Source organism: Mesorhizobium sp. W067, assembly GCF_054719525.1.
The window spans coordinates 1,989,041-2,011,106 of record NZ_JBTTII010000001.1; the positions used below are offsets into that span (position 1 = coordinate 1,989,041).

The 22,066-nt window shown below is 62.7% G+C and carries 23 protein-coding genes and 3 tRNA genes; 9 read left to right on the plus strand and 17 right to left on the minus strand.

Annotated elements, in window-relative coordinates:
* Nucleotides 1-209: 209 nt before the first annotated feature.
* On the minus strand, nucleotides 210-1,844 hold the full coding sequence (locus tag ACYG97_RS09870; protein ID WP_023734061.1) for a COG3904 family protein: 1,635 nt from the start codon (nucleotides 1,842-1,844) through the stop codon (nucleotides 210-212).
* Nucleotides 1,845-1,992: 148 nt separating this feature from the next.
* Nucleotides 1,993-3,168, minus strand: coding sequence for an elongation factor Tu (gene tuf / locus ACYG97_RS09875; RefSeq protein ID WP_023723394.1), 1,176 nt, complete (start codon nucleotides 3,166-3,168; stop codon nucleotides 1,993-1,995).
* A 295-nt stretch (nucleotides 3,169-3,463) separates the two neighbouring features.
* Here tuf and ACYG97_RS09880 point away from each other — a divergent pair, with 295 nt between their 5' ends.
* Entirely contained in the window at nucleotides 3,464-4,351 is an 888-nt protein-coding gene (locus tag ACYG97_RS09880) for a DMT family transporter (protein WP_023734381.1), read from the plus strand.
* A 65-nt stretch (nucleotides 4,352-4,416) separates the two neighbouring features.
* On the opposite strand, the gene ACYG97_RS09885 is transcribed toward ACYG97_RS09880, so the two are convergent.
* Nucleotides 4,417-4,674 (minus strand): GlsB/YeaQ/YmgE family stress response membrane protein, encoded by a 258-nt coding sequence (locus ACYG97_RS09885; RefSeq protein WP_023688411.1) that lies wholly within the window; start codon nucleotides 4,672-4,674, stop codon nucleotides 4,417-4,419.
* A 131-nt stretch (nucleotides 4,675-4,805) separates the two neighbouring features.
* On the opposite strand from ACYG97_RS09885, the gene ACYG97_RS09890 reads away from it, so the two are divergent.
* Nucleotides 4,806-5,282 carry a YidB family protein gene (locus tag ACYG97_RS09890; protein WP_023681465.1) on the plus strand — a complete coding sequence of 159 codons (477 nt, stop codon included), beginning with the start codon at nucleotides 4,806-4,808 and terminating at the stop codon, nucleotides 5,280-5,282.
* Here the strand turns inward: ACYG97_RS09890 and ACYG97_RS09895 are convergent.
* Nucleotides 5,279-6,166 (minus strand): helix-turn-helix transcriptional regulator, encoded by an 888-nt coding sequence (locus ACYG97_RS09895; protein ID WP_023734382.1) that lies wholly within the window; start codon nucleotides 6,164-6,166, stop codon nucleotides 5,279-5,281. The two genes, ACYG97_RS09890 and ACYG97_RS09895, sit on opposite strands and share 4 nt — an antisense overlap.
* A gap of 99 nt (nucleotides 6,167-6,265) precedes the next feature.
* On the opposite strand from ACYG97_RS09895, the gene ACYG97_RS09900 reads away from it, so the two are divergent.
* Complete coding sequence (locus ACYG97_RS09900) at nucleotides 6,266-6,655, plus strand: VOC family protein (RefSeq protein ID WP_023734383.1); 390 nt, start codon at nucleotides 6,266-6,268, stop codon at nucleotides 6,653-6,655.
* An 8-nt stretch (nucleotides 6,656-6,663) separates the two neighbouring features.
* Here ACYG97_RS09900 and ACYG97_RS09905 read toward each other — a convergent pair.
* From ACYG97_RS09905 to ACYG97_RS09915, 3 genes are all read right to left on the minus strand, one after another.
* A tRNA-Gly gene (locus ACYG97_RS09905) sits at nucleotides 6,664-6,737 on the minus strand.
* Nucleotides 6,738-6,765: 28 nt separating this feature from the next.
* A tRNA-Tyr gene (locus ACYG97_RS09910) sits at nucleotides 6,766-6,850 on the minus strand.
* Nucleotides 6,829-7,062: a hypothetical protein gene (locus ACYG97_RS09915; RefSeq protein WP_023734384.1), complete on the minus strand. Its 234-nt coding sequence runs from the start codon at nucleotides 7,060-7,062 to the stop codon at nucleotides 6,829-6,831. The genes ACYG97_RS09910 and ACYG97_RS09915 overlap by 22 nt, the downstream gene beginning before the upstream one ends.
* Here ACYG97_RS09915 and ACYG97_RS09920 point away from each other — a divergent pair.
* Nucleotides 7,061-7,912, plus strand: a complete 852-nt coding sequence (locus ACYG97_RS09920; protein ID WP_023729785.1) for a TrmH family RNA methyltransferase — start codon at nucleotides 7,061-7,063, stop codon at nucleotides 7,910-7,912. The genes ACYG97_RS09915 and ACYG97_RS09920 overlap by 2 nt on opposite strands.
* A gap of 66 nt (nucleotides 7,913-7,978) precedes the next feature.
* Here ACYG97_RS09920 and ACYG97_RS09925 read toward each other — a convergent pair whose 3' ends face one another.
* The 3 genes from ACYG97_RS09925 to gcl all read right to left on the minus strand — a co-directional run bounded on the left by ACYG97_RS09925 (nucleotide 7,979) and on the right by gcl (nucleotide 11,834).
* Entirely contained in the window at nucleotides 7,979-8,977 is a 999-nt protein-coding gene (locus ACYG97_RS09925; protein WP_084023780.1) for a 2-hydroxy-3-oxopropionate reductase, read from the minus strand.
* Nucleotides 8,978-9,086: 109 nt separating this feature from the next.
* A complete protein-coding gene (otnI, locus tag ACYG97_RS09930) occupies nucleotides 9,087-9,884 on the minus strand; it encodes a 2-oxo-tetronate isomerase (protein WP_023734386.1) in 798 nt (265 codons plus the stop codon).
* A 168-nt stretch (nucleotides 9,885-10,052) separates the two neighbouring features.
* On the minus strand, nucleotides 10,053-11,834 hold the full coding sequence (gene gcl, locus ACYG97_RS09935; protein ID WP_352711381.1) for a glyoxylate carboligase: 1,782 nt from the start codon (nucleotides 11,832-11,834) through the stop codon (nucleotides 10,053-10,055).
* A gap of 204 nt (nucleotides 11,835-12,038) precedes the next feature.
* Between gcl and bhcR the strand changes: the two genes are divergently transcribed.
* Nucleotides 12,039-12,857, plus strand: coding sequence for an HTH-type transcriptional regulator BhcR (gene bhcR / locus ACYG97_RS09940; RefSeq protein WP_023734387.1), 819 nt, complete (start codon nucleotides 12,039-12,041; stop codon nucleotides 12,855-12,857).
* A 47-nt stretch (nucleotides 12,858-12,904) separates the two neighbouring features.
* Entirely contained in the window at nucleotides 12,905-13,267 is a 363-nt protein-coding gene (locus tag ACYG97_RS09945) for a hypothetical protein (protein WP_245259986.1), read from the plus strand.
* A gap of 77 nt (nucleotides 13,268-13,344) precedes the next feature.
* Here ACYG97_RS09945 and ACYG97_RS09950 read toward each other — a convergent pair whose 3' ends face one another.
* Nucleotides 13,345-13,653, minus strand: coding sequence for a BA14K family protein (locus tag ACYG97_RS09950; protein WP_023734388.1), 309 nt, complete (start codon nucleotides 13,651-13,653; stop codon nucleotides 13,345-13,347).
* Here ACYG97_RS09950 and ACYG97_RS09955 point away from each other — a divergent pair.
* Entirely contained in the window at nucleotides 13,646-13,789 is a 144-nt protein-coding gene (locus ACYG97_RS09955) for a hypothetical protein (RefSeq protein WP_156941363.1), read from the plus strand. The genes ACYG97_RS09950 and ACYG97_RS09955 overlap by 8 nt on opposite strands.
* Nucleotides 13,790-13,856: 67 nt before the next feature.
* Here the strand turns inward: ACYG97_RS09955 and ACYG97_RS09960 are convergent, their stop codons facing one another.
* Both ACYG97_RS09960 and ACYG97_RS09965 read right to left on the minus strand, forming a co-directional pair.
* Nucleotides 13,857-14,066, minus strand: coding sequence for a hypothetical protein (locus tag ACYG97_RS09960; RefSeq protein WP_023729791.1), 210 nt, complete (start codon nucleotides 14,064-14,066; stop codon nucleotides 13,857-13,859).
* A 128-nt stretch (nucleotides 14,067-14,194) separates the two neighbouring features.
* Nucleotides 14,195-14,362, minus strand: coding sequence for a hypothetical protein (locus ACYG97_RS09965; protein ID WP_023729792.1), 168 nt, complete (start codon nucleotides 14,360-14,362; stop codon nucleotides 14,195-14,197).
* A gap of 158 nt (nucleotides 14,363-14,520) precedes the next feature.
* On the opposite strand from ACYG97_RS09965, the gene ACYG97_RS09970 reads away from it, so the two are divergent.
* A tRNA-Thr gene (locus ACYG97_RS09970) sits at nucleotides 14,521-14,596 on the plus strand.
* Nucleotides 14,597-14,723: 127 nt separating this feature from the next.
* Here the strand turns inward: ACYG97_RS09970 and ACYG97_RS09975 are convergent.
* From ACYG97_RS09975 to ACYG97_RS09990, 4 genes are all read right to left on the minus strand, one after another.
* On the minus strand, nucleotides 14,724-15,275 hold the full coding sequence (locus ACYG97_RS09975) for a DUF2569 family protein (RefSeq protein ID WP_023734390.1): 552 nt from the start codon (nucleotides 15,273-15,275) through the stop codon (nucleotides 14,724-14,726).
* A 153-nt stretch (nucleotides 15,276-15,428) separates the two neighbouring features.
* Complete coding sequence (locus ACYG97_RS09980; RefSeq protein ID WP_031262389.1) at nucleotides 15,429-16,109, minus strand: TetR/AcrR family transcriptional regulator; 681 nt, start codon at nucleotides 16,107-16,109, stop codon at nucleotides 15,429-15,431.
* 69 nt (nucleotides 16,110-16,178) lie between these two features.
* Nucleotides 16,179-17,606 carry an amidase gene (locus ACYG97_RS09985; RefSeq protein ID WP_023734391.1) on the minus strand — a complete coding sequence of 476 codons (1,428 nt, stop codon included), beginning with the start codon at nucleotides 17,604-17,606 and terminating at the stop codon, nucleotides 16,179-16,181.
* Nucleotides 17,607-17,703: 97 nt separating this feature from the next.
* Nucleotides 17,704-18,738, minus strand: a complete 1,035-nt coding sequence (locus ACYG97_RS09990) for an extracellular solute-binding protein (RefSeq protein WP_023688398.1) — start codon at nucleotides 18,736-18,738, stop codon at nucleotides 17,704-17,706.
* 285 nt (nucleotides 18,739-19,023) lie between these two features.
* Here ACYG97_RS09990 and ACYG97_RS09995 point away from each other — a divergent pair, with 285 nt between their 5' ends.
* Nucleotides 19,024-21,999 (plus strand): caspase family protein, encoded by a 2,976-nt coding sequence (locus tag ACYG97_RS09995; RefSeq protein ID WP_156937227.1) that lies wholly within the window; start codon nucleotides 19,024-19,026, stop codon nucleotides 21,997-21,999.
* The last annotated feature ends 67 nt before the right edge of the window (nucleotides 22,000-22,066 follow it).

A 22,066-nucleotide genomic window follows, 5' to 3' on the forward strand; every position in this document is an offset into this window, starting at 1 on the left:
GTGCTTGCAATAGCTTTGAACCAACCGTTCAATACTTGTGCCGCGCAACGCCGGAAACAAAAAGGCAGCCCCAAAGACCGCCCTCTCCTGGTCGATCCGGCTGACACCGGCTCGACTATTTCTCGATGGTGATGACGACGCCGGCACGACGGTGCGGCCGCCTTCACGGAAGGCGAAGCAAGGCTTCTCTTCCATGACGATAGGCGCGATCAGCCATTGGACGACGGCACCACGCGGCAATTCTCAGGTTTCGGCGCCGACTTGCAGATGCTGGAACCCGTCAGCGCATCCACCGACTGGCGCCCGGTCGTCAGGCCAACCTTCAGCATCATGTCGGGTTCGAGCTGGCGCTCGACCGAACTGCCCTGGAGCGCCCTGAACAAAGCGGGGCTGATCGCCATCTCGTCGAGGTAGGACTTGACCGCCTGCTTCTGCCCCATCAGATAGAGGCTGAGCCGCGCCTGGGTACCGACAAGCCGCCTGGCGCCACCGGCCAGCATGAGCGCGCAGGCCGAATCGCAGTCGCCGTCGCCATCGACGCTCAGCCCGGCATAGGCGCCTTCCCTGGCCAGGCAATTCCACTCTGCCGGGTCGCAGCCGACGAAATCGGTGCGGGCAACGGCAACGTCGAGCTTCTTTTCATGGATGATCCGGCCCGCCGCCAGGGCGCCGGAGAGGTCGCCGCCTCGCGAGCTGATCACCACCGGCAGCCGCCGGTTGCCAAGCGTGGCGAGCAATTGGCTGAGTTTCTGCGGCGTCTGGGGCGTAATCGCGCCTTGCGCTGCAATCCATTCCGGGCAGTCGGGATTGCAGAGCGGGTTGCTGCCGCGAACCACGACAAAGCGCATGCCGTCATCGTGCGGCGCGCTCTCCGGCTTCACCGGCAGCGGCGCAGCCTTTGCCACGTCCGGCAGGCCGCCGGCTGGCTTGTTCGCCGGTATTTCCCGGCAATTCGGAGCCGGAAGGTTCAGCCTGCACAGGCTTGCGCTGGTCAGCAAATCTGCAGCGTCGTCGCTGGTGACCAGCTTCATTGTCAGCATGTCGCTGAGGTCGATCTGCTGGATGTCGCTGGCCGGCGTGCTCTTCATCGTCTCGATGATGCTGAGGTCGACACCCATCTCCTTGAAATAGGCGGACAGCTTGCGCTCCACCCCCTTGCTCATCTCGTAGGTCTTGTAGCTGCCGGTGTTCTTGCGGCTGACGACCTTCTTGCTGATGACCCGCTTCTTGCCTTTCACGATCCGGTAGCGGACCTGATATTGCACGTTCATCTGCACGATCGTAGTCGTGATCTGGTGGACGCCGAGATAGGCCAGCGGCCCGACCAGGCGCCTGGTGCCGCCGGCCAGCATCATTGGACAAGCGGATGCGCAATAGCTGCCGAGCACATAGGGGCTGCCGATATAGTGCGCGCCTCTGGCGTCGTTCTCCTTGCAGTTTTTCACCCCTGGCTCGCAGCCGACGAACCAGGTTCTGCCGACCGCGATGTCGAGCTTGTTCTTGCGTATCATCCGGCCCATGGCGATGGCTGCATCGACATCGCCGCCGGGAGAGTTGATGACGATCGGCAATTTGCGGCCGCCGAGCGTTTTCAGGGCAGCCTTGAGCAGCGCCGGCGACTTGGCCGATATCGCACCCTCGGCCGATATCCATTCCGGACAGGTCGGCTCACAGCCCGCCGCGTCGCTGCGCACGACGACGAACCGCATCGGCGGATCCGGATCCGGCTCTGAATTTTTTGTCTCGGCCGCGAAGGCGGCACTGCCCACGGCAAACATCGACACCAGGCAGATCAGCCCCAGTGCCCACCATGACCGACTATGCAAACGGTGCTGTGGAACCATCCGACCAAGCCCTCAATGCAATCTATACTGTAGAGGCTCACAGACTTGCAACAGAGATTGGGACCCCAAAACAGGCACATCTGGCCAACGAAAAAGGGCGGCCCGAGGGCCGCCCCTATCCGTTTCGATCCGGCGATGCCGGGCTCGATTACTCTTTGATGGTGACCACGATGCCGGCACCGACGGTGCGGCCGCCTTCACGGATGGCGAAGCGCAGCTTCTCTTCCATGGCGATCGGCACGATCAGCTCGACATCGACCGTGATGTTGTCGCCGGGCATAACCATTTCCGTGCCTTCCGGCAGCGACACGATGCCGGTCACGTCGGTCGTGCGGAAGTAGAACTGCGGACGGTAGTTGGTGAAGAACGGCGTGTGACGGCCACCTTCGTCCTTGGTCAGGATGTAGGCTTCGGCCACGAACTTCTTGTGCGGCTTCACCGTACCGGGCTTGGCCAGAACCTGGCCGCGCTCGACGCCTTCACGATCAACGCCGCGCAGCAGCGCGCCGATATTGTCGCCGGCCTGGCCCTGATCGAGCAGCTTGCGGAACATCTCGACGCCCGTGCAGGTCGTCTTGGTCGTCGGACGGATGCCGATGATTTCCAGTTCCTCGCCGACCTTGACGATGCCGCGCTCGACGCGGCCGGTGACGACCGTGCCACGGCCCGAGATCGAGAACACGTCTTCGATCGGCATCAGGAACGGCTTGTCCAACGGACGAACCGGCGTCGGGATATAGGCATCGACCGCAGCCATCAGCTCGCGGATCGCGTCTTCGCCGATGGTCTTGTTGGAGTCTTCCAGAGCAGCCAGCGCCGAACCCTTGACGATCGGAATGTCGTCGCCGGGGAACTCGTTCTTCGACAGAAGCTCGCGAACCTCGAGCTCGACCAGTTCGAGCAGCTCGGCATCGTCGACCTGGTCGACCTTGTTCAGGAACACCACGATCGACGGAACGCCGACCTGACGGGCAAGCAGGATGTGCTCGCGGGTCTGCGGCATCGGGCCGTCGGCGGCCGACACCACCAGGATCGCGCCGTCCATCTGCGCAGCACCCGTGATCATGTTCTTCACATAGTCGGCGTGGCCGGGGCAGTCGACATGGGCGTAGTGGCGCGCTGCCGTCTCGTATTCGACGTGCGCCGTCGAAATCGTGATGCCGCGGGCCTTCTCTTCGGGCGCCGCATCGATCTGGTCGTAGCGCTTGTACTCGCCAAAATACTTCGTGATCGCCGCCGTCAGCGACGTCTTGCCATGATCGACGTGGCCAATCGTGCCAATGTTCACATGAGGCTTGTTACGCTCGAATTTACCTTTTGCCATAGTCTCTTTCCTTGGACGGCCTTGACCTTCAGTTCAGTCGAATGCGGGGCGATTAGCGACTACGGCCGAAAAACACAAGTGCCTTCTGGCCGGGTGCGCTGTCCGCTCGGTCTCAACCGATGATCCGATTGCGGGGATATGGCGCTGATATAGGAACGCGCGAGCGGAAATGAAATGGGGCAGCCGGCCTCAGCGCGTGCCTGCAACTCCCGGCATGTCCTGGCATTCGCCTGCCGGATGTGCAGCCGGCGCCTGGCCCATTGCCGCTGCGGCGGCGGTCTGATTTGGTTGCCCCATGCAATTCATACCGATCTCCATACGCGGCCCGCTGTTCATGATCGTTTCGACGGGGTCGTACCTCGTCAACGACACGATGATGAAGCTCGCCACCGCGGGCTTGCCGTCCTATGAAGTGCTGTTCCTGCGCGGGGTTGCGGCCACGCTATGGGGCATGCCCCTGCTGTTCCTGCTGGGCTATGGCAGGCAGATCCCTTTGATCTTCGACAAACGCGTGCTGCGCCGCAACCTGCTCGAGCTGGCGGCCATCCTTTGCTACGTCGTGGCGCTGGCCAACATGCAGATCGCCGATTCGACCGCGCTCGGGCAGATCACCCCGCTTTTGATGCTGGTCGGCTCCTCCATCCTGTTCGGCGAACGGATCGGCGGCGTGCGCATGGCGCTGATCGGGCTCGGCTTCATCGGTGCGCTCATGGTGGCCCAGCCGACCATGCAGGGCATCTCGGTCTATGCGTTGCTGGCGCTCGGCAACGCGGCATTGGCGGCGGCGCGCGATCTTGCCGGCAGGCGGGTCGCGGCCGAGGTGCCGGGCATGATCGTCGCCATTTCCGCCGTCGTGGTGGTGCTCATCGGCGCGGGCGCCGCGCATCTCGTTTCCGAGCGCTGGGTGATGCCGGAAGCCCGGCACCTGCTGCTCATGGCCGGCGCCGGATTCTTCCTGATCTTCGGCCATTTCTTCATCTTCATGGCCTATCGCGTCGGTCCGACCGGCGTGGTGGCGCCGTTCTACTACTGCTTCACCGTCTGGGCGGTCATCTCAGGCGTGCTGGTATTCGGGCAGTTCCCGAATGCCCTGGCGGTCTGCGGCATCCTGCTGGTGGTCGCGAGCGGGCTGACCATCGTCTCGCTCGATGAACGCAAACGCAGGCTGACCGTCGTCGCCTGACCTTCAAGTCAACGCGTCGAAGCAGGTTTGGCCGTCCTGCGGTCAGCCAGTCGGTAGACTGGTGCCTAAAGCGTTCGCTTGCCGGAGAACTGGTGATAGGCCCACAGCACGACCACCGCGCCGATGATGGCGACGATCAGGCTCCAGATGTTGAGGCCGGTCACACCCGTGGCGCCAAAGGCGCTGAAGATCAGCCCTCCGACGATGGCGCCGACAATGCCGAGCACGATATCCATGATCAGGCCCTGGCCGGTCTTGTTGACGATCTTGCTGCCGATAAAGCCGGCGATGACGCCGAGGATGATCCAGCTGATAATGCCCATTTTTCCTCTCCATTCCCCCGCCGGCCGATCATGGTCACATGATTGTCAAAAGCTCAAGCCAACTTGAATTTCCGCCCGCATGCTCCATTGTAGCCGGCGGGACGGGCTTGGCCGTTATGGAGGATTGACCTATGGGACTTTTTGACAACGCCGTACCCGGCGGCAACATCACCAAACCGCTGATGATCGCGCTCGGCGCGCTGCTGGTGGGAAAGATGCTGAGCGGCAGAAGCGCCGAACAGACGAGTGCCGAAGAGACGGGCGAGCCCGCCCAGCCTCAAACGCCAGCCCCCACCGGAACCACGGCCTCAGGCGATGGCGGCCTGCTTGGCGGACTGGGCGGACTGCTCGACAAGCTCAAGACTGCCGGCCAAGGCAATGTCGCTGACTCCTGGGTCGGCACCGGACAGAACCAGCCGATCAACGCCAATGATCTCGGCAAGGCGATCGGCCCGCAGGTCATTCGAGAGATCGCGCAAAGGACCGGACTGGACGAGCAGGAGTTGCTCAAGCAATTGTCCACAGCCCTGCCCGGCATTGTCGACAGACTGACGCCGAACGGACAGGTGCCGCAGCAACACCAGGTCGCGTCCGCTTTCAACAGCTAGACTTCTGCGCCTGCATCACGCGCAAACACGCCCGGCACCGCCTTGCGGCTGTCGGGCGTTGCTCCGACCAGCGCGGCGAACCGCCTGGCAGTCGACGCATCGACCGGCGTGTAGACGGAAACCGAGAAATCACTGTCGCGGCCGCCCGGCTGCAGCGTGGCGAAATCGAACGACATCGCGCCGGCGACAGGGTGCCGGATGGATTTCCGCCAGATCGGTGGCTCGGCGATGTCGCGGCTGTTCCAGCACGCGACGAACGCTTCGCTTGCCGCTTCCAGTGACGAAAGCAGCGCGGCCAGCACCGGATCGCGAGGCATGGCGACTGTGGCAAGCCGGAACTGCGCGACCGCCGAGCGCGAAACCTCCGGCCAGTCGACAAAGCGCTGCCGCCATTCCAGGTCGAGAAACAGCCGGGCGAGCAGGCTGCCGGACCACTCATCATCCGTCTCGAAATCCCCGAGCAGCACCGCCGCCGGGTGGTTCCAGGCGACGACCTGCCAGTAGCGGTTGACGACATATGCCGGGTGCGGCGCCAGCCCGTCGAGCAGGCTTAGCAGCGGCGCGCTGGGCAGGCCTTGCTCGCCGAGCCGGTTTCGCCAATCGAGATCGGGCCGCGCCAATTGGAAGAGATAGGCCTGCTCCGACCGGCTCAGCTTCAGCACCCGCGCCAGCGAGCGAAGCACCTGCGGCGACGCGTTCACCTCCCGTCCCTGCTCGAGCCAGGTGTACCAGGTGGTGCTGATCCCCGCCTCGGCGGCGACCTCTTCGCGCCTGAGGCCCGGTGCCCGGCGGCGGCCATTGGCGCCATAGATCCGCGGCAACCGGTCCCGCCGCTCGCGCAGGAAGCGGGCTAGCTCGTCGTGCCGTGGGCCGCCATACGTCATTCTGTCACCGTCAATACCAGTATAAGCTATAGTCTTGTACCCCTTTAAAGGAAAGCTAGGTTGCGGAGCGATCGCAACATCAGCCACGGGACTTCGACAATGAACGCGCTCAATAAAATCCGTCAGATCGACTACACCGTCATCTTCGCCCGCGACATGGCCGCCATGCGGCACTTCTACGGGGATGTGATGGAATTTGAGCTGAAGCGCGAGCTTAGCGAACGCTGGATCGACTACCGAGTCGGCTCCAACACGCTGGCCTTGACCAGCCTCGGCATGATGTTCAACGATACGCCGCAGCAGCGGGATGCGCTGTCGCTGCAGCTGGCATTCCGGGTGGCGCCGGAGATGGTCGCTGCCTGCGCCGAGGCGCTTCAGGCCAAGGGCGTGCAGCCGGTCCTGCCGCTCACCGACCAGGAATGGGGCCACAGGACAGTGTTCTTCCGCGATCCGGACGGCAACGTCGTGGAGATATTCGCAGAGATCTGATGAGTGTTTGGAGCGGGTAGCGGGAATCGAACCCGCATATTCAGCTTGGAAGGCTGCTGCTCTACCACTGAGCTATACCCGCATCGTCCTCAAGGTTCGCGGGCTGGCAGTGGTGGAGAGGGTTGGATTCGAACCAACGTAAGCTAAGCTAACGGATTTACAGTCCGTCCCCTTTAACCACTCGGGCACCTCTCCAGCCTGCCGTCGAAGCCTTGCAACGAGGCATTCTCGCCGATCAGGTCGAAACCAGGGTTTTGTCCGAAATCAGCGAAGCGCCTTATGGCGGCAAGGCCAGTGGGTGTCAACCGCACCCCAAGGCAAAATGCGCTGATTTTGACAGCCTGCCCGGCAAGCCGGCTTTCTGCCTGTATCCACAGCCCGGCGACGCGGCTATAGAAGCCGGCCATGAGCAATGACAACACGCCCAAGACCGCCAAAGACACCCACTACGCCAAGCTGCGTCGCGCTCATCGCGACGAGAAGGCCGGCGGCGCGCCTGCCTTCCGGCCGCGCCAGCCGGTGCCGCCGGGCGAGAACGCCGCCGACGGGCTGGTGCGGCTTTATGGCCTGCACACGGTGCGCGCCGCGCTCGACAATCCGCGCCGGCGGATCAGAAAGATGTTGGTGACGCGCAATGCCGCCGAGCGGCTGGCGATCGCCGACCTCGCCGCTTTGCCGTTCAAGGCCGAACTGGTCGAGCCGAAGGACATCGACAAGATCACCGGTTCGGACGCCGTCCACCAGGGCGTGCTGATCGAGGCCGAGCCGCTGAAGCCCAAGCGCCTTGACGCGCTCGGCGATACCAAACTGGTGCTGGTGCTCGACCAGGTCACCGACCCGCACAATGTCGGCGCCATCCTGCGCTCGGCGGTCGCCTTCGGCGCCGGTGCGCTGATCACCACGGCCCGCCACAGCCCGCAGGAATCCGGCGTGCTGGCCAAATCCGCCTCCGGCGCGCTGGAACATATCGACCAGATCGAGGTGAAGAACCTCGCCGACGCGCTGGAACAGCTGCACGAAGCCGGCTTCCAGACCATCGGCCTCGATTCGGACGGGCCGGCCGAACTCGAAACGGGTTTTTCAGGCGAGAAGATCGCGCTGGTGCTTGGCGCCGAAGGCAAGGGCCTGCGCCAGAAGACGCGCGAGACGGTGACCACGCTCGCCCGCCTTGACATGCCCGGCGCCATCCGCTCGCTCAACGTGTCGAATGCGGCGGCGGTGAGCCTTTATGCGGCACGGAAATTCCTTGGAGGGTGAATGGTGAAATAGTGAATGGGAAAGCGTTCTTACCGTCACCATTCACCATTCACTATTCACCATTCACTATTCACCCACTTCATGCCCCGCCATCCGCTCCAGCGCGCGAACCAGCGCCGAATGATCCTCCTTCGCCCCGCCATTGGCGGCGCAGGAATTGAACAGCTGCTGCGTGGTCGACGTATTGGGCAGCGAGACACCGAGTGCCTTGGCGCCTTCCAGCGCCAGGTTGAGATCCTTCTGGTGCAGTTCGATGCGGAAGCCCGGCGCGAAGGTGCGCTTTATCATGCGCTCGCCATGCACCTCGAGGATGCGCGATGCCGCCAGCCCGCCCATCAGCGCCTGCCGGACCTTGGCGGGGTCGGCGCCGGCTTTTGAGGCAAAGACCAGCGCCTCGGCGACCGCCTCGATGGTCAGGGCCACGACGATCTGGTTGGCAACCTTGGTGGTCTGGCCGACGCCGTTCGGGCCGACAAGCGTGATGTTCTTGCCCATCTTTTCGAACACGGGCTTGGCTCGCTCGAACGCCTTGTCCTCGCCGCCAACCATGATGGTCAGCGACGCCGCCTTTGCGCCGACCTCGCCGCCCGAGACCGGCGCGTCGAGATAGTCGCAGCCGAGATCGTTGATCTTTTTGGCAAAGGTCTTGGTCTCGATCGGCGAGATCGAGCTCATGTCGATGACCAGCTTGCCCTTGCTCAGGCCGGAAGCGACACCATTGTCGCCGAACAGCACCTCGGCTACCTGCGGGGTGTCGGGAACCATGGTGATGATGATATCCGCGGCCTTCGCCACTGCCGCGTGGCCGGTGATGCTTCTCAAGCCCTTGGCGACGAGATCGGCCGGCGGCTTCGAGCGGTGGTCGCTGGCGACGACGGTGTAGCCGGCATCGAGCAGATGCCCCGCCATCGGCGCGCCCATGATGCCGAGGCCGATGAAGCCGATGGTTTCCATTGTTGTCTCCTTTGTTGAGGCTGAGTTCCTTCGCGCCCCCCTCTGGCCTGCCGGCCAATCTCCCCCACTTGTGGGGAGATTGGCAGTTTCGGCGCCTCGCTCACCCTGCAATGTTGGGGATTGGCGAAAGCCGGGATGACGTCCGATCTCCCCACCTGTGGGGGAGATGGCCGGCAGGCCAGAGGGGGGGCGCGAAGGAACGCGACTTCAATCGTAACAGCTAAGCCGCAGCACTCCCCTGCCCGTTAAGCTCTCTGAACCACCCCAACCCGGCCTCCGTCCCCGCCTTCGGCTTGTATTCCGCCCCGACCCAGCCGGAATAACCAATCCTGTCGATATGCTCGTAGAGGAAGGGATAATTGATCTCGCCCGTCCCCGGCTCGTGACGGCCGGGATTGTCCGCAAGCTGGATATGCGCGATGCGGCCGAGGTTGGCCTCGATGGTACGGGCGAGATCCCCCTCCATGATCTGCATGTGATAGATGTCGTATTGCAGGAACAGGTTCTTCGAGCCGACGCGCTCGATCAGCGCCAGCGCCTGCTCCGAATAGTTCAGGAAAAAACCCGGTATGTCGCGCGTGTTGATCGGCTCGATCAAAAGCCGGATGCCGGCCTGCTCCAGTTTCTCGGCTGCAAACGCCAGGTTTTCGGCAAAGGTATTTTCCAGCACCGAACGATCCACGCCCTGCGGCGCGATGCCGGCGAGGCAATTGACCTGCTCGCAGCCGAGCGCATGGGCATAGCTGATCGCCTTGGCGATGCCTTGCCGGAATTCCGGCGCGCGGTCGGGCAAAACCGCGATGCCGCGCTCGCCCTTGCCCCAGTCGCCGGCCGGGAGGTTGAACAGCACCTGTGTCAGGCCGTTCTTCTTCAGCCGGGCCGCGACCACGTCAGGCGTATGATCATAGGGGCCGATATATTCGACGCCCTTGAAGCCGGCGCGGGCTGCGGCATCGAAGCGATCGAGGAACTCATGCTCGCCAAAGAGCATCGACAGATTGGCTGAAAAACGCGGCATTCTTTTTCTCCTTCTTCTGCTTGGCCCTAGGCGTGTTGAGATTCAGGTCAGGCAGAGTCGAAAACGGTGACTTTCGAGAACCGGAGCGGAACGTACTTTCTGTACGTGAGCACCGGAAGCGCAGGAAGGCGCCGTTTGCAGGCCTGTCTCACCTGAATATCGGCGCGCCTAATCGAGCAACACAATCGCCGTCGGCGCATCCTCATGGCTTTCGGCAAGGTCCTCGAATTCGGTGATCTTGTCGATTTCCGTGCCCATGGAAATGTTGGTGACGCGCTCGAGGATGAATTCGAGCACCACCGGCACCTGGTATTCCTTCATCAGCCGCTGCGCTTCCTTGAACGCGCCGGCGAACTCTTCCGGTTTGCGCACCCGGACCGCCTTGCAGCCCATCGCTTCTGCGACCGCGACATGGTCGACGCCGTAGCCGGCCTCCGGATCGTTGGCGCGGTTGACGTTCTCGAAGGCCAGGCTCACCTCGAAATCCATCGCAAAACCGCGCTGCGCCTGGCGGATCAGGCCGAGATAGGCATTGTTCACGACGACATGGATATACGGCAGTTTGTGCTGTGCGCCGGCCGCCAGTTCCTCGATCATGAACTGGAAGTCGTAGTCGCCCGACAGCGCCACGATGGTGCGATCCGGATCGGCGGCGCGCACGCCAAGCGCTGCCGGCAGCGTCCAGCCGAGCGGGCCGGCCTGGCCGCAATTGATCCAGTTGCGCGGCTTGTAGACATGCAGGAACTGCGCCCCGGCGATCTGCGAGAGGCCGATCGTGGTGACGTAGGTGGTGTCACGGCCGAACGCCTTGTTCATCTCCTCATAGACGCGCTGCGGCTTCAGCGGCACCTGCTCGAAATGCGTCTTGCGCTTCATCGTCTTCTTGCGGGTCTGGCATTCCTTCGCCCAGCCCGACCAGTCGCGCAGCTTTCCTGCCGTCTTCCATTCGGTGGCGACGTCGAGCAGCATCTTCAGTGCCGCACCGGCGTCCGAGACGACGCCGAGATCCGGCGCGAACACCCGGCCGATCTGGGTCGGTTCGATGTCGACATGGATGAATTTCTTGCCCTTGGTGTAGACATCGACCGAACCGGTGTGGCGGTTGGCCCAGCGATTGCCGATGCCAAAGACGAAATCGGCTTCCAACATCGTCGCATTGCCGTAGCGATGCGAGGTCTGAAGCCCGCACATGCCGGCCATCAGCCGGTGGTCGTCGGGGATCGCGCCCCAGCCCATTAGCGTCGGGATGACCGGCACGCCCGTTATCTCGGCGAATTCGATCAACAGATCCGACGCATCGGCGTTGATGATGCCGCCGCCGGCGACGATCAGCGGCTTTTCCGCGGCATTGAGCATCGCCAAGGCCTTTTCGGCCTGGGCGCGCGACATTGCCGGCTTGAACGGGACCAGCGGTTCATAGGCATCGATATCGAATTCGATCTCGGCCAATTGCACGTCGACCGGCAGGTCGATGAGCACCGGGCCCGGTCGCGACGAGCGCATCAGGTGAAATGCCTTCTGCAGCGCCATCGGCACGAGATAGGGCTCCATGACCGTGACCGCCCATTTGGCGACGGGTGCGGCTATGGCGGCGATATCGACCGCCTGGAAATCCTCCTTGTTGAGCCGTGCCCGCGGCGCCTGACCGGTGATGCACAGGATCGGGATGGAGTCCGCCGCCGCCGAATAAAGCCCGGTGATCATATCGGTGCCGGCCGGGCCCGAGGTGCCGATGCACAGCCCGATATTGCCGGATTTGGCTCTCGTGTAGCCTTCGGCCATATGCGAGGCCGCCTCGACATGGCGCGCCAGGATGTGGCGGATCGAGCCCCTCGCCTTCAGCGCCGAATAGAACGGATTGATCGCCGCGCCCGGCACGCCGAAGCCGCAGGAAACGCCTTCCTTTTCGAGAACGAGAACCGCTGCATCGACAGCGCGCATCCTGGCCATGTCCAGCCTCCTCAAGATTGTTGGTTGGTTGACAATGCCAGTGTCGTTTTCATTTTTCAATTTTTTCAGAATAATTTTTCATTTCGAGAAAACCGCTTCTATACACTGATTCCCCTGGCTTTTTCGTTTTCCATAAATCCGGCCATCAAAATCGATGAAAAAGTTTTTCATTGCGATTTCGGCGAAACCGGCGACAATGCCGCCATGGAAACCAGCGAAAAACGCCAGCGCGGCCGGCCGCGCGCTTTCAACGGTCCGTCCGAGGCCGGTTCTGTACAGTCGCTCGACCGGGCCTTGCGCATCCTGGCCATCGTCGCCGAAGGCAGCGGCCTGTCGCTGAGCGAGATTTCGGCGCGCAGCGAGCTTGCGGCGTCCACCGCCTATCGCATGCTGACGACGCTGCAGAACCACGGCATGGTCGAATTCGATACATCGGACCAGCTGTGGTCGATCGGCGTCGAGACCTACCGCATGGGTGCCGCCTTCCTGCGCCGCCGCAAGCTTGTCGACCGGGCCCGCGTGGTCATGCAGGAATTGATGGAGAAGACCGGTGAAACCGCCAATCTCGGCGTCGCCGAGGACGATTGCGTCGTTTTCGTCAGCCAGGTCGAGACCCATCAGGCGATCCGCGCCTTCTTCCGCCCGGGCACGCGCAGCTCCTTCCATGCCTCGGGCATCGGCAAGGCGGTGCTGGCGCAGCTCGAGCCGGAACGCGTCGCCGCCATCCTGCGCAAGTCGGGCCTGCAGCGCTTCACCGACAAGACGCTGTCCGACATTTCGGCGCTGGCCCATGACCTGGCTGTCATCAAGCACCGCGGCTGGTCGGTCGACGACGAGGAGCGGCATCCCGGCATGCGCTGCGTGGCCGCCGCCATTTTCAACGAGTTCGGCGAGCCGATCGGCGGTGTCTCGGTCTCCGGACCGACGGTGCGGGTGACGATGGAGCGGCTGGAGGAGATCGGGCCGCTGGTGCGCGACGCCGCCGCTGAGGTGACGAGGATGATCGGCGGGTTCCGATTATAATGCGGAGAACGCTTCAGCTTTTGCTCGCCGCTTCACTGTGCGGATGCGTGGCGACGGCGCCCGAACCCGCCCCTGTCTCCCAGCAAGTCAGCGAGATTCCGATCTCGCTCGCTTTGGAGGAGACAATCACGATCGGCATTCGCCAGCATTTGCAGGATCCTGTATCCGCCAAATTCGGGACGATGCGTGCCGGCGAGCGAACGCTCGACGGCCGCCGCGAAATCCTGGTCTGCGGCCATGTCGCTGCAAAGACGTCGTCCGGTGGTCATACAACAGACCAACCGTTCGCCGCCAAGATCTATCCGGATGAAGGAAGCAGCTTCGAACTCATCGCCATGGGCGATCAATCGCAGAATGCGAGTGTTGCCCGCATCTGCCGTGCAGCGGGATTGCCGATCTCCGAACCGTAGCCCGCACCGCGGCGCGCTCAAATCAGGAAGGAGGGGCTGCGTACAGCCCCTCCTTTTCCGTGTGGGCGTGCCTCCTCTTAAAGGCGGCAATAGTGGCGGTAGCCGTCATAGCCGACATAGGTGTCGGAGTACGGATCGTAACTGGCGTAGCGGTTGGCGCAGCGGCGGACGTGCCAGGAGCCACCCTCGTCGCCGACATAGACGGTGCGGGGCTGCTGGTTGAGCAGGCTGCCGAGCACGAACCCGCCGACGCCGGCGGCGATGCCGATGCCGATTTCGCGGTTGTGGTGATGGCTGTGGGCGGCCGACGGCTGGACGGTGCCAACCAGCGAGGTGGCGGCGACGGTGCTGGCGATGAGGGCAGAAGCGATTTTGCGCGTGAACATGACGATCTCCTTGTTTCGTTGCGAGAGGCGATCCATCCGCCTCTTGATCATCTGTCGTTTCGGCGCGGAAAAAGGTTCGAAAGAAATTTGGGATTTTCTTGAAGGCTGGAATCAGCCGATGGAAACCATGATCTGATCGATCGAGAGCTCAACGCAAAAAAGGGCGGCTGAAGCCGCCCTTTCCGCGAGGCAGGTCGTCTCGCTCAAAGGAAGATGATCACCTTCCCGTGGTGATGATGATGCTTGTGGTGATGATGCTTGTGGTGATGGTTCCACCACCACCAGGGCTTGTCGTGGTGCTTGTGATGGTGGTGATGATGGCCGTGAGCGGAGGACGACTGGACGGTACCGGCGAGCGCGCCGTTGGCGAGGAAGATGGCGACCAGGCCCGAAGTAAGAGTGCGCTTCAACATGATGATCTCCTTGATCGAGGCGATCATTCGCCTCTGGAGATCAGTTGCGGTGACGTGGTGAAAGGTTCGAAGGCTTTGGGTGAATTGTGAATAGTCAATGGTCCGAAAGGCGTTTGCCCATTCACCATTCATCCCATCCCAGTCACATGCCGCAGCCAAAACGCCATCGCGATAAAACCGACGATGGCGGCGATGCCGGTCCAGTCGACATTGGCGGCCTTCACGTCCCTGATGAGCTTCACCGCAAGCAGCCAGGCAATGACGACAAGCGGCAGGATGATGACAAGTCTGATCATGCGACACCCCGTTCGATGCGTTTGCACCTGAGAGATAGGTAGGGATCGCATTGGCGGTTTTCAGCATGGCGGCCCGCCCACCTCGGCGGCGTCCATCAGCGATCGAAAACGGAGTTTTGTCTTTACTGGCGCACCAAATATGCTAACCGGAGCGCCGTGCCCTTGTAGCTCAGCTGGTAGAGCAGCGGTTTTGTAAACCGAAGGTCGGCGGTTCGATTCCGTCCGGGGGCACCACCCCTTCGCTCTTCGAGCTTCGGGTGGCAGGCCACCCAAAGCTCGTTAGACGAAGGAGGACTGCCGACGGTTCTATTCGGCGGAGCTGGCAGCACGACATCAGGCCAACTCGCAGCCGTCGGACCTTCTAGGAAAATGTCGCGGCCTGTATGGCCGCCGTATCGCCGAACGTGTTTCTCACCCTGACCGACCTGTATACATAGGCGGCCCAGATCCCTGTGACTATGAAGGATGCCAAAGGTGTAACCAGAGCCCCTCCGGCAAGCAAACGGTTTACCGGGACACCAAGCACAATCGATATCCAAACTGCGTCCAGTATGAACAAGAGAGGGATCGCAAACCACAGACATATGAACAGCTGCGGGAAGCGGTGGCTTCGCCGCAGCATCGAAACAAGCACGACCAGCTGAAGCACCAGAAATGCCAGATTGAGGGCTGCCTCGCCATAGATGGCCAAGGCCCCGTTGGGCACTGTAACAAGCTGTTGGTAGGTTTTGACCAGACTGGCCATATCGACAAGTGTGCGCAACGGCGAAAGGGACAGACTGATCGCCAGCAGGAACAGCCAGCCGCCGAACCCCACGAGGTCATCTGGGCTCTGTGAGGATTTGCGCGACGACCGGACGGCGAAGAAAACCGGCACACCAATCAGCAACAGAAGTATCAGCCAATGCCACATCTACCCACCCTCGAATGCATCCTTAGGTTGTTTAAATCGCACCTCTGGATTGTTCAAGCATTTTTACAGAGATCAAGGCATCGTAGAGATTTTCGGGTTTAGGTTTGCAGAGGACGCTTTCCGTCGCTCGCAATGGCCGCATCTCACCCCAAGTCAAAAATGCCGCGGAAAGGCCTGGTGCAGCAGGAGCAGCATGGTCTTGCGCAGCACGTCGGTGTCGCGGCTGGACGGGTTGAGATGGTCCCAATACCAGGCGCCGTGAACCAGATAATTCAGGCTCTCCGACAGCGTGTCTATGTCGACGCCGGTGTAACCGCCGCTGCGCGAAATCTCGATCAGCAGTTCGCGCGCTTCGGCCGTGTAGGCGAGATCGCTCGGCAGGCCGATTTCATTGTAGATCTGCATGCTCTTGCGGTCGCTGGAAAAGACGACGAAGACCGAAACCCATTTTGGATGCTGCCGGGCAAAGCGCTGCGCGCAATCGACCGCGCCCAACACCCGCTCCACCGGCGACAGGCCGGGCGCCCGCACCAGCGTCAGCCACAGCGCGTCATATTGGTCGCTGAGATAGTGCAGGACGGCCCGAAACAGGTTCTCCTTGCTGCGAAAATGAAACACGACCAGTGCGTTGGACGAGCCGACATGCCCGGCAATGCGCTGCATGGTGACGCTGGCCAGCCCCTCCTCCGCGATGAGCTCGATGGTGGCGTCGATGATGCGCTGGACGCTCGCTTCGCCGCGCTCGCGCCGGCGGTCCTTGGGCGCAGCGTCGTTTGCCGCACCCTTGGCCGTCTTGCTTCTTCCCGCATCCGCGGTGGCTTTGCGTTGCGCCATTGTCGTCAGGCCTTTCCCCGGCGGCCGAAACGTCCCGCCGCTGCTTTGGCATGCCGGAGCCCTGTGGACTCACAGCGCTGGGCGTGTCCCGGCGTTCGTGTACCACTGACCCCGAGCCGTCTCATAGGCCATACCCGCCCGGAACACGTCGGCGTCGCTATAGGTGCGGCCGACAATCTGGATGCCGGTGGGCACGCCATTGGCGGCGCGGCCCGACGGCACGGACAGAACCGGGCATCGGCTCAGCATGTTGAACGGCGTCGTCATCACCCAGCCCAGCGACGGGTTCACCTCTCGTCCATTGATCTCGACCTTGCCTTTGGTCTGATCGAATTCCGCCGGCACTGCGGGAAGCGCATTGGTCGGGCAGATCAGCACATCGTATTTTTCCAGCAACGGCCCCAGCGTCTGGTACATCCTGGCCGCCACGTCCAAAGTTGCGACAAAGTCCGTGGCCTTCGACTTCTGGCCGTCCTGCGCAAACTGCCTGGCATAGCTGGTCATGTCCTTGCCGTGCTTGGCGAGCAGCGGCGACAGCGAGGCGCCGAAGAGATGTTCGAGATAGGCCATGCCGGCCTTGAGCACCTCGCCGCCCCAGCCGAGGTCCACCTCCTCGACAGTGGCGCCGAGCGAGCGGAACACATCGCAGGCGGAGAGCGTGTTTTTGCGCACGTCCGCATCGACCTCGAAGGACCCGAGATCCATGGAGAAAGCGATCTTCCAGCCTTTGATCGGCTTGTAGTCGAGCGGCAGGCGCAGTTTCGGGCGCAGCGTGGCGATGTCGAGCGGGCTCGGTCCGGCCATGACATTCTGCAGCAGGATCGCATCCCCGACGTTTCGGGCCAGCGGCCCGGTGTGGCAGTAGAAATCGAGATTGAACGGCGGCTCATCGGGATTGCGGCCGTAAGGCGGCTTGAAGCCGACGAGGCCGCAGGCCGAGGCAGGGATACGGATTGAGCCTGCAATGTCCGAGCCGGTGGCGATCGACGATGTGCCCGACGCCAGCGTTGCCGCCGAACCACCCGACGAGCCGCCCGGCGTAAAATCCGGATTCCAGGGGTTGCGCGTGACGCCCCAGCGCTTCGACCAGGTATAGCCGGCGCAGCTGAATTCGGGCGTCGCGGTGCGGGCGTGCACGATACCACCCGCCTTCATGACACGCTCGTTCATCGTCGAGGTATGGCCGCCAATGGCATCCTTCGACAGCAGCGAGCCATGCGAGGTCGGCTTGCCCTTGATGTAGCTCTCATCCTTGATGCCGATCGGCAGGCCCTCGAGCGCGCCGGTCCTGGCGCCTCTGGCGTATTTCGCCTCGGCTTTTCCGGCGAGATCCATCGCCTCGTCGAAATGCGTGAAGGTGAGGCAGTTGATCGTCGCCTTGGTTGCCTCGGCGCGGCGGATGGTGGCCTGCATCAGTTCCAGAGGCGACAGTTTCTTCGCCTTGAACAGCCGCAACGCCTCGCTGGCCGGCATGTAGCAAAGGTCGAGATCGGACATAAAAAATCTCCCGCGGCGGCTTTACGGCATCTGGCATTGGGGATGGCCGAGCCGCGATGCGCGGCCCGATGTTGGTCAGCTTCGGCCGGCGGCGCTGCTATTTCTGCAGATCGGTCCAGATCCTGGTGTAGAGCGCCTGGACGTCTGCGGGACAGGCCGACATGAATTGGCCCTTGTCGGCAAATTCGGCCGGAACATCCACTTCGGGCGCGCCCTTCATATCGGCCGGCAGGAAGGGCTCGGAGCCCTTGATGCCATTGGCGTAGTGCGCGAAGGCCGAGATCATCGCTGCATTCCTGGGGTCCATGATGAAATTCTGGAAGAGCTTGGCGTTCTCGACGTTCTTGGCATCCTTGAGCACCGCGACATTGTCCATCCAGATTGGAAAGCCCTCCTTGGGATAGCCGTAGACGATCTTGTCGTTCTCCAGCCGCTCGCGCAGCGATATGCCGTTCCAGTTGACGCCGGCGGCAATGTCACCCCTGCCGAGACCGTCGACGGCCGCATAGTCGAGCGACAGCCATTTCGCTTTCGCCTCGATGAGCTTGTCATGCACCTTTTTCAAAAGCACCTTGTCGTCGGTGCAGTACTTACCGCCCTCATAGGCAATGGCGAGGAACATGATGTCTCCCATTTCGGGCACGACATTGATCTTGCCGACGAGTTCCGGCGGCGGATCGAGGAAAATCGCCGAGGTGTTCGGATCGCCCGCATAGACCGATTTGTTGACCGAGATGCCGGTCGTGCCCCATTGCCACGGCACCGAATATTTGCGGCCGGGGTCGAACGGCACGTCGACCCATCTCGGATCGACGTTTCTAAAGTTCTCCATCGTGTTGGGATCGGTTTCCAAGAGCAGGCCTTCGCTGATCCAGATCGGCATCACGCTGGCCGATGGAACGACGATGTCATAGCCGGAAGCGCCCTGGCGGACCTTGGCCAGAGCCGTATCGTTGGAATCGTAGTCGGTGACGGTAACCTTGACCTTGTAGGTTTCCTCGAACTTCTTGATCAGGTCCGGGCTGGTGTAGTTGCCCCAATTGTAGATTTGGAGTTCGCCCTCGGCGCGGGCAATGCCGGTCATCGCCAGCAGCGACAGGCCGAGCGCCGTCGCGGTCGATTTCAACTGCATGCTTGTGTCTCCCATTGTTGGGACCGGCGGGATTGCGCCTCGAGTCCCTAAGTTCCCTTCGTCCTGGTGATCATTCACCGGCGAATGCCGGCTGACCAACTCGGTATGTCGGGCAACGGTATTAATTACTAAACATACAGTCAATATCTTTTAGCGACACAACTGCATGATCGGCACCGGCAGTGCGCCGGCGAAGCCGACATGATATGGTCAAGGTTGGGCCATTGATGAATTGGGGCAAGCCGTGGCGTGAGCGCCGCAGCCTGCAGGGCTTGGATCACGGTCATGCGCCTTTTTCTGGCGGTCGTGCTGCTGATGACCATGGCGCTCTTCTCCGCTGCGCGCGGCGAAGAGCGGATAGCGCTGGTTGTCGCCAATCCGGCCTCTGAGGGCTCACCGGCAATCGCCAACGCCTACCTCAGTGCCGAACTCGTTGCAGCGACACTACGATCGCTTGGCTTCACCGTCCGGCAGGTGTCGGATGGCGACCGCGCCGATGTCGCGCGCGCCATGCATGATTTCGCCCAATCCCTGGCCAATCCGGACTCCGTCGGCATCTTCTACTATGTCGGCCACACCGCGCAGGCCAACGGCAGGAACTATTTACTGACGCGCGGCACCCGGATCGATTCAAAGGAAACGGTCGACCAGACGGCATTGCCCCTCGATCTGTTCATGCAGGCGCTCGAGGCAACCCCGACATTGAAGGTGGTTCTGCTCGACAATCCCGGCGATGGCCACAACCCTACTTCCGGCGTGATGCAGGGTCTGGCGGCGGTCGATCCCCTCACCCACGCCATCGTCGCTCTGTCGGCCAAACCCGGAACCGTTGCACTGGACGAAGCCCGCCCCGTCACCGTATTTGCCGATGCGCTCACCGCTGCGCTGGTCAAGCGCGGCGCGGACATAGCCATCATCCTCGCCTCGGTCAGGCAAACCACTATCGACAAAACGTCAGGCGCCCAGTGGCCATGGATGGCATATGGCCGCTCGGCAGACGCTGCCTTTGTGCTGACGCCGGACCAGGTGGCCGGCGCGGCACCGGCGCTGCCGCTTGTGCCGGAACCGGCACCGCCGGCGATGGCGAGCGGCGGCTACATCTCCGGGAGTGGCGGTTGGGAGCCTGATGGCAGCGACTACGCCGATGGCAGCGGTCAGGAGCCCTACCCCATGGACGTTGCACCGGGCTCCGGCAGTCCCGATGCCGCGATGGGCGACAGCGCCAAGGAGGCGGCGCTCTACGAGGAATACAAACGCCAGGAACAGCAGCGCCAATTGCAGGAAGAGCAGGCTCGGCAACGATACGAAGAGGAAAAGCAACGTCTTGAAGACGCAGCTGCGGCCGCTGCCCAGAACAATCTCGGCGGGACCTATCCGCAGGATGGCGGAGCCACCGGCGCCGAACCGCCCCCCGATAAGGCAGGGATCCCCCCTGAGGACGGCATGACATCGGCCCCGCCACCCGCGACCGGCGCCGAAAGTCCGCCGGAGGCGCAGGCGCCACCGAAACCAGCGCCGCCGCCCATCGACCAGGCGCAAAGCCCTCCTTCCGGCGGCGCCCTTCCACAACCCGAGACGGGCGCTGTCGAGGTGGTGCGCCATCCAACCATCGATGCGCCGGATGAGATTGTCGCCGGCGAGACGGTGACCGTTTCGATCGCCCTTACCGAAGCGCAATTCACGCCCGAAGTGAAGGTGAAGGCAGCGCCGGGCTCGTCGGTGACGGAAGATGGCGCCCTGGCCATGGCGATGCCGGCGGGAACCGAGCAATGGCCGATCGATATCGATCTGTTCGCCTCCGGCTTCGATCTCGCTGACGGCGGCAAATGGAGCCGACGGACGACGCTCTACCGCCAGGGCGACAGCGACTTCGTCCGCTTCGACGTCAAGGCGCGGCCGATCGCCAAGGACAGCAAGCCGGCCCAGTTCATCGCGCGCATCTACAGCGCCGGGAGGTTCCTGGGATCGGCATCGCGGTCGGTTATCATTCGCCGCACCGCGCCTGTCGAGGCAGCCGCTCTGAGCGCCACAGCCGAACGCTCCGCAGCACCTGCCATGCTGATGCTGGCCGCAGCGGCGCCGCAGCCGGCGGTACCTGGCAATGTGACGCTCGGCGGCGCAGACGGCGATGACGTCCCCGATCTCGATGTGACCATCCTCTATGACGATCCGAGCGGGCTGGGTTCGGGGCAGATCATCATCCATTCGCCGCATCTGGCCGGTCCGGTGACCGATACGTTCTCGACGTCACCTGAGATGGCGGCATGGCTGGACTCCGAATACCGCCGCCTGCTGCAGCTCGGCCTGAGCTTGCGCGGGGCCGTTTCGCTGCAGCAGCCTGCCGCAAGCAGCGATCCGGGGACGCAAAAGCGCTTTGTCACGCTCGCCACCGAAGGTTTTGGCGATGCGCTCTACCGCGACTATGTGCCGAAAGCGTTCAAGGACGTGTTCTGGTCGCTGCGCGGCAAAGGCGAACTGCATTCGATCCAGATCACCTCGAACAGCCCGACGCTGCCCTGGGAATTGATCCGCCCGCGCAGCGTCGACGGCGCTATAGCCGACGGTTTTCTCGGCATGGGCTACCGGCTGGCCCGCTGGGCTCCGCGCAGCAGTGCCTCACAGGTCGACAACCCGCTCGACCGCATGACCTTCACCGGCGTCGCGGCCGTCGCGCCCTCCTATCTCGACAAGCGCTCGCTGCGCTTTCAGCAGGACGAGATCGCGGCACTGAGCAAGCTTGCCGGCTACCGCCGCTTCGATGGCGATTTCATCTCTTTCGAGAAACTGGTCGGCGAAGTCTCGACCGGTTTCATTCATTTCTCCGGCCATGGCGAGGTCAACCAGCCGAGCAGCGGCCGGCCGGTCTTTGCTATCGATCTCGTCGATCAGTCGCTCGACCCGGATACATGGGCCGCGCTGGTCGCGGCCGCGCATGGCAAGGGCAATCCGTTCTACTTTTTCAACGCCTGCGACACCGGCCGTTCGCAGATGCTCGGCGGCTTCGTGCAGGGCTGGGGTCCGGCGGTGCTGGCGGGCGGCGCTTCCGGCTTCATCGGCGGCATGTGGCCACTGACCGACCGCGCGGCAGCGGCCTTCTCGACCGATTTCTATGGCGGCATCAGCACGCGGATCAAGGACGGGCCGGTCTATCTGGCCGAGATCCTGCAGGATGTCCGCAGAGAATTCTACCAGACCGGCGATCCGACCTATCTCGCCTACACATTCTACGGCAACGCCAACCTGAGGATTGTCGCGCAGTAGGCGACGGATCGTCGTTGGCAGATTGGCTTCAGCCTACAACGCGTTTTGGGGGCATGGCACGCCGGCG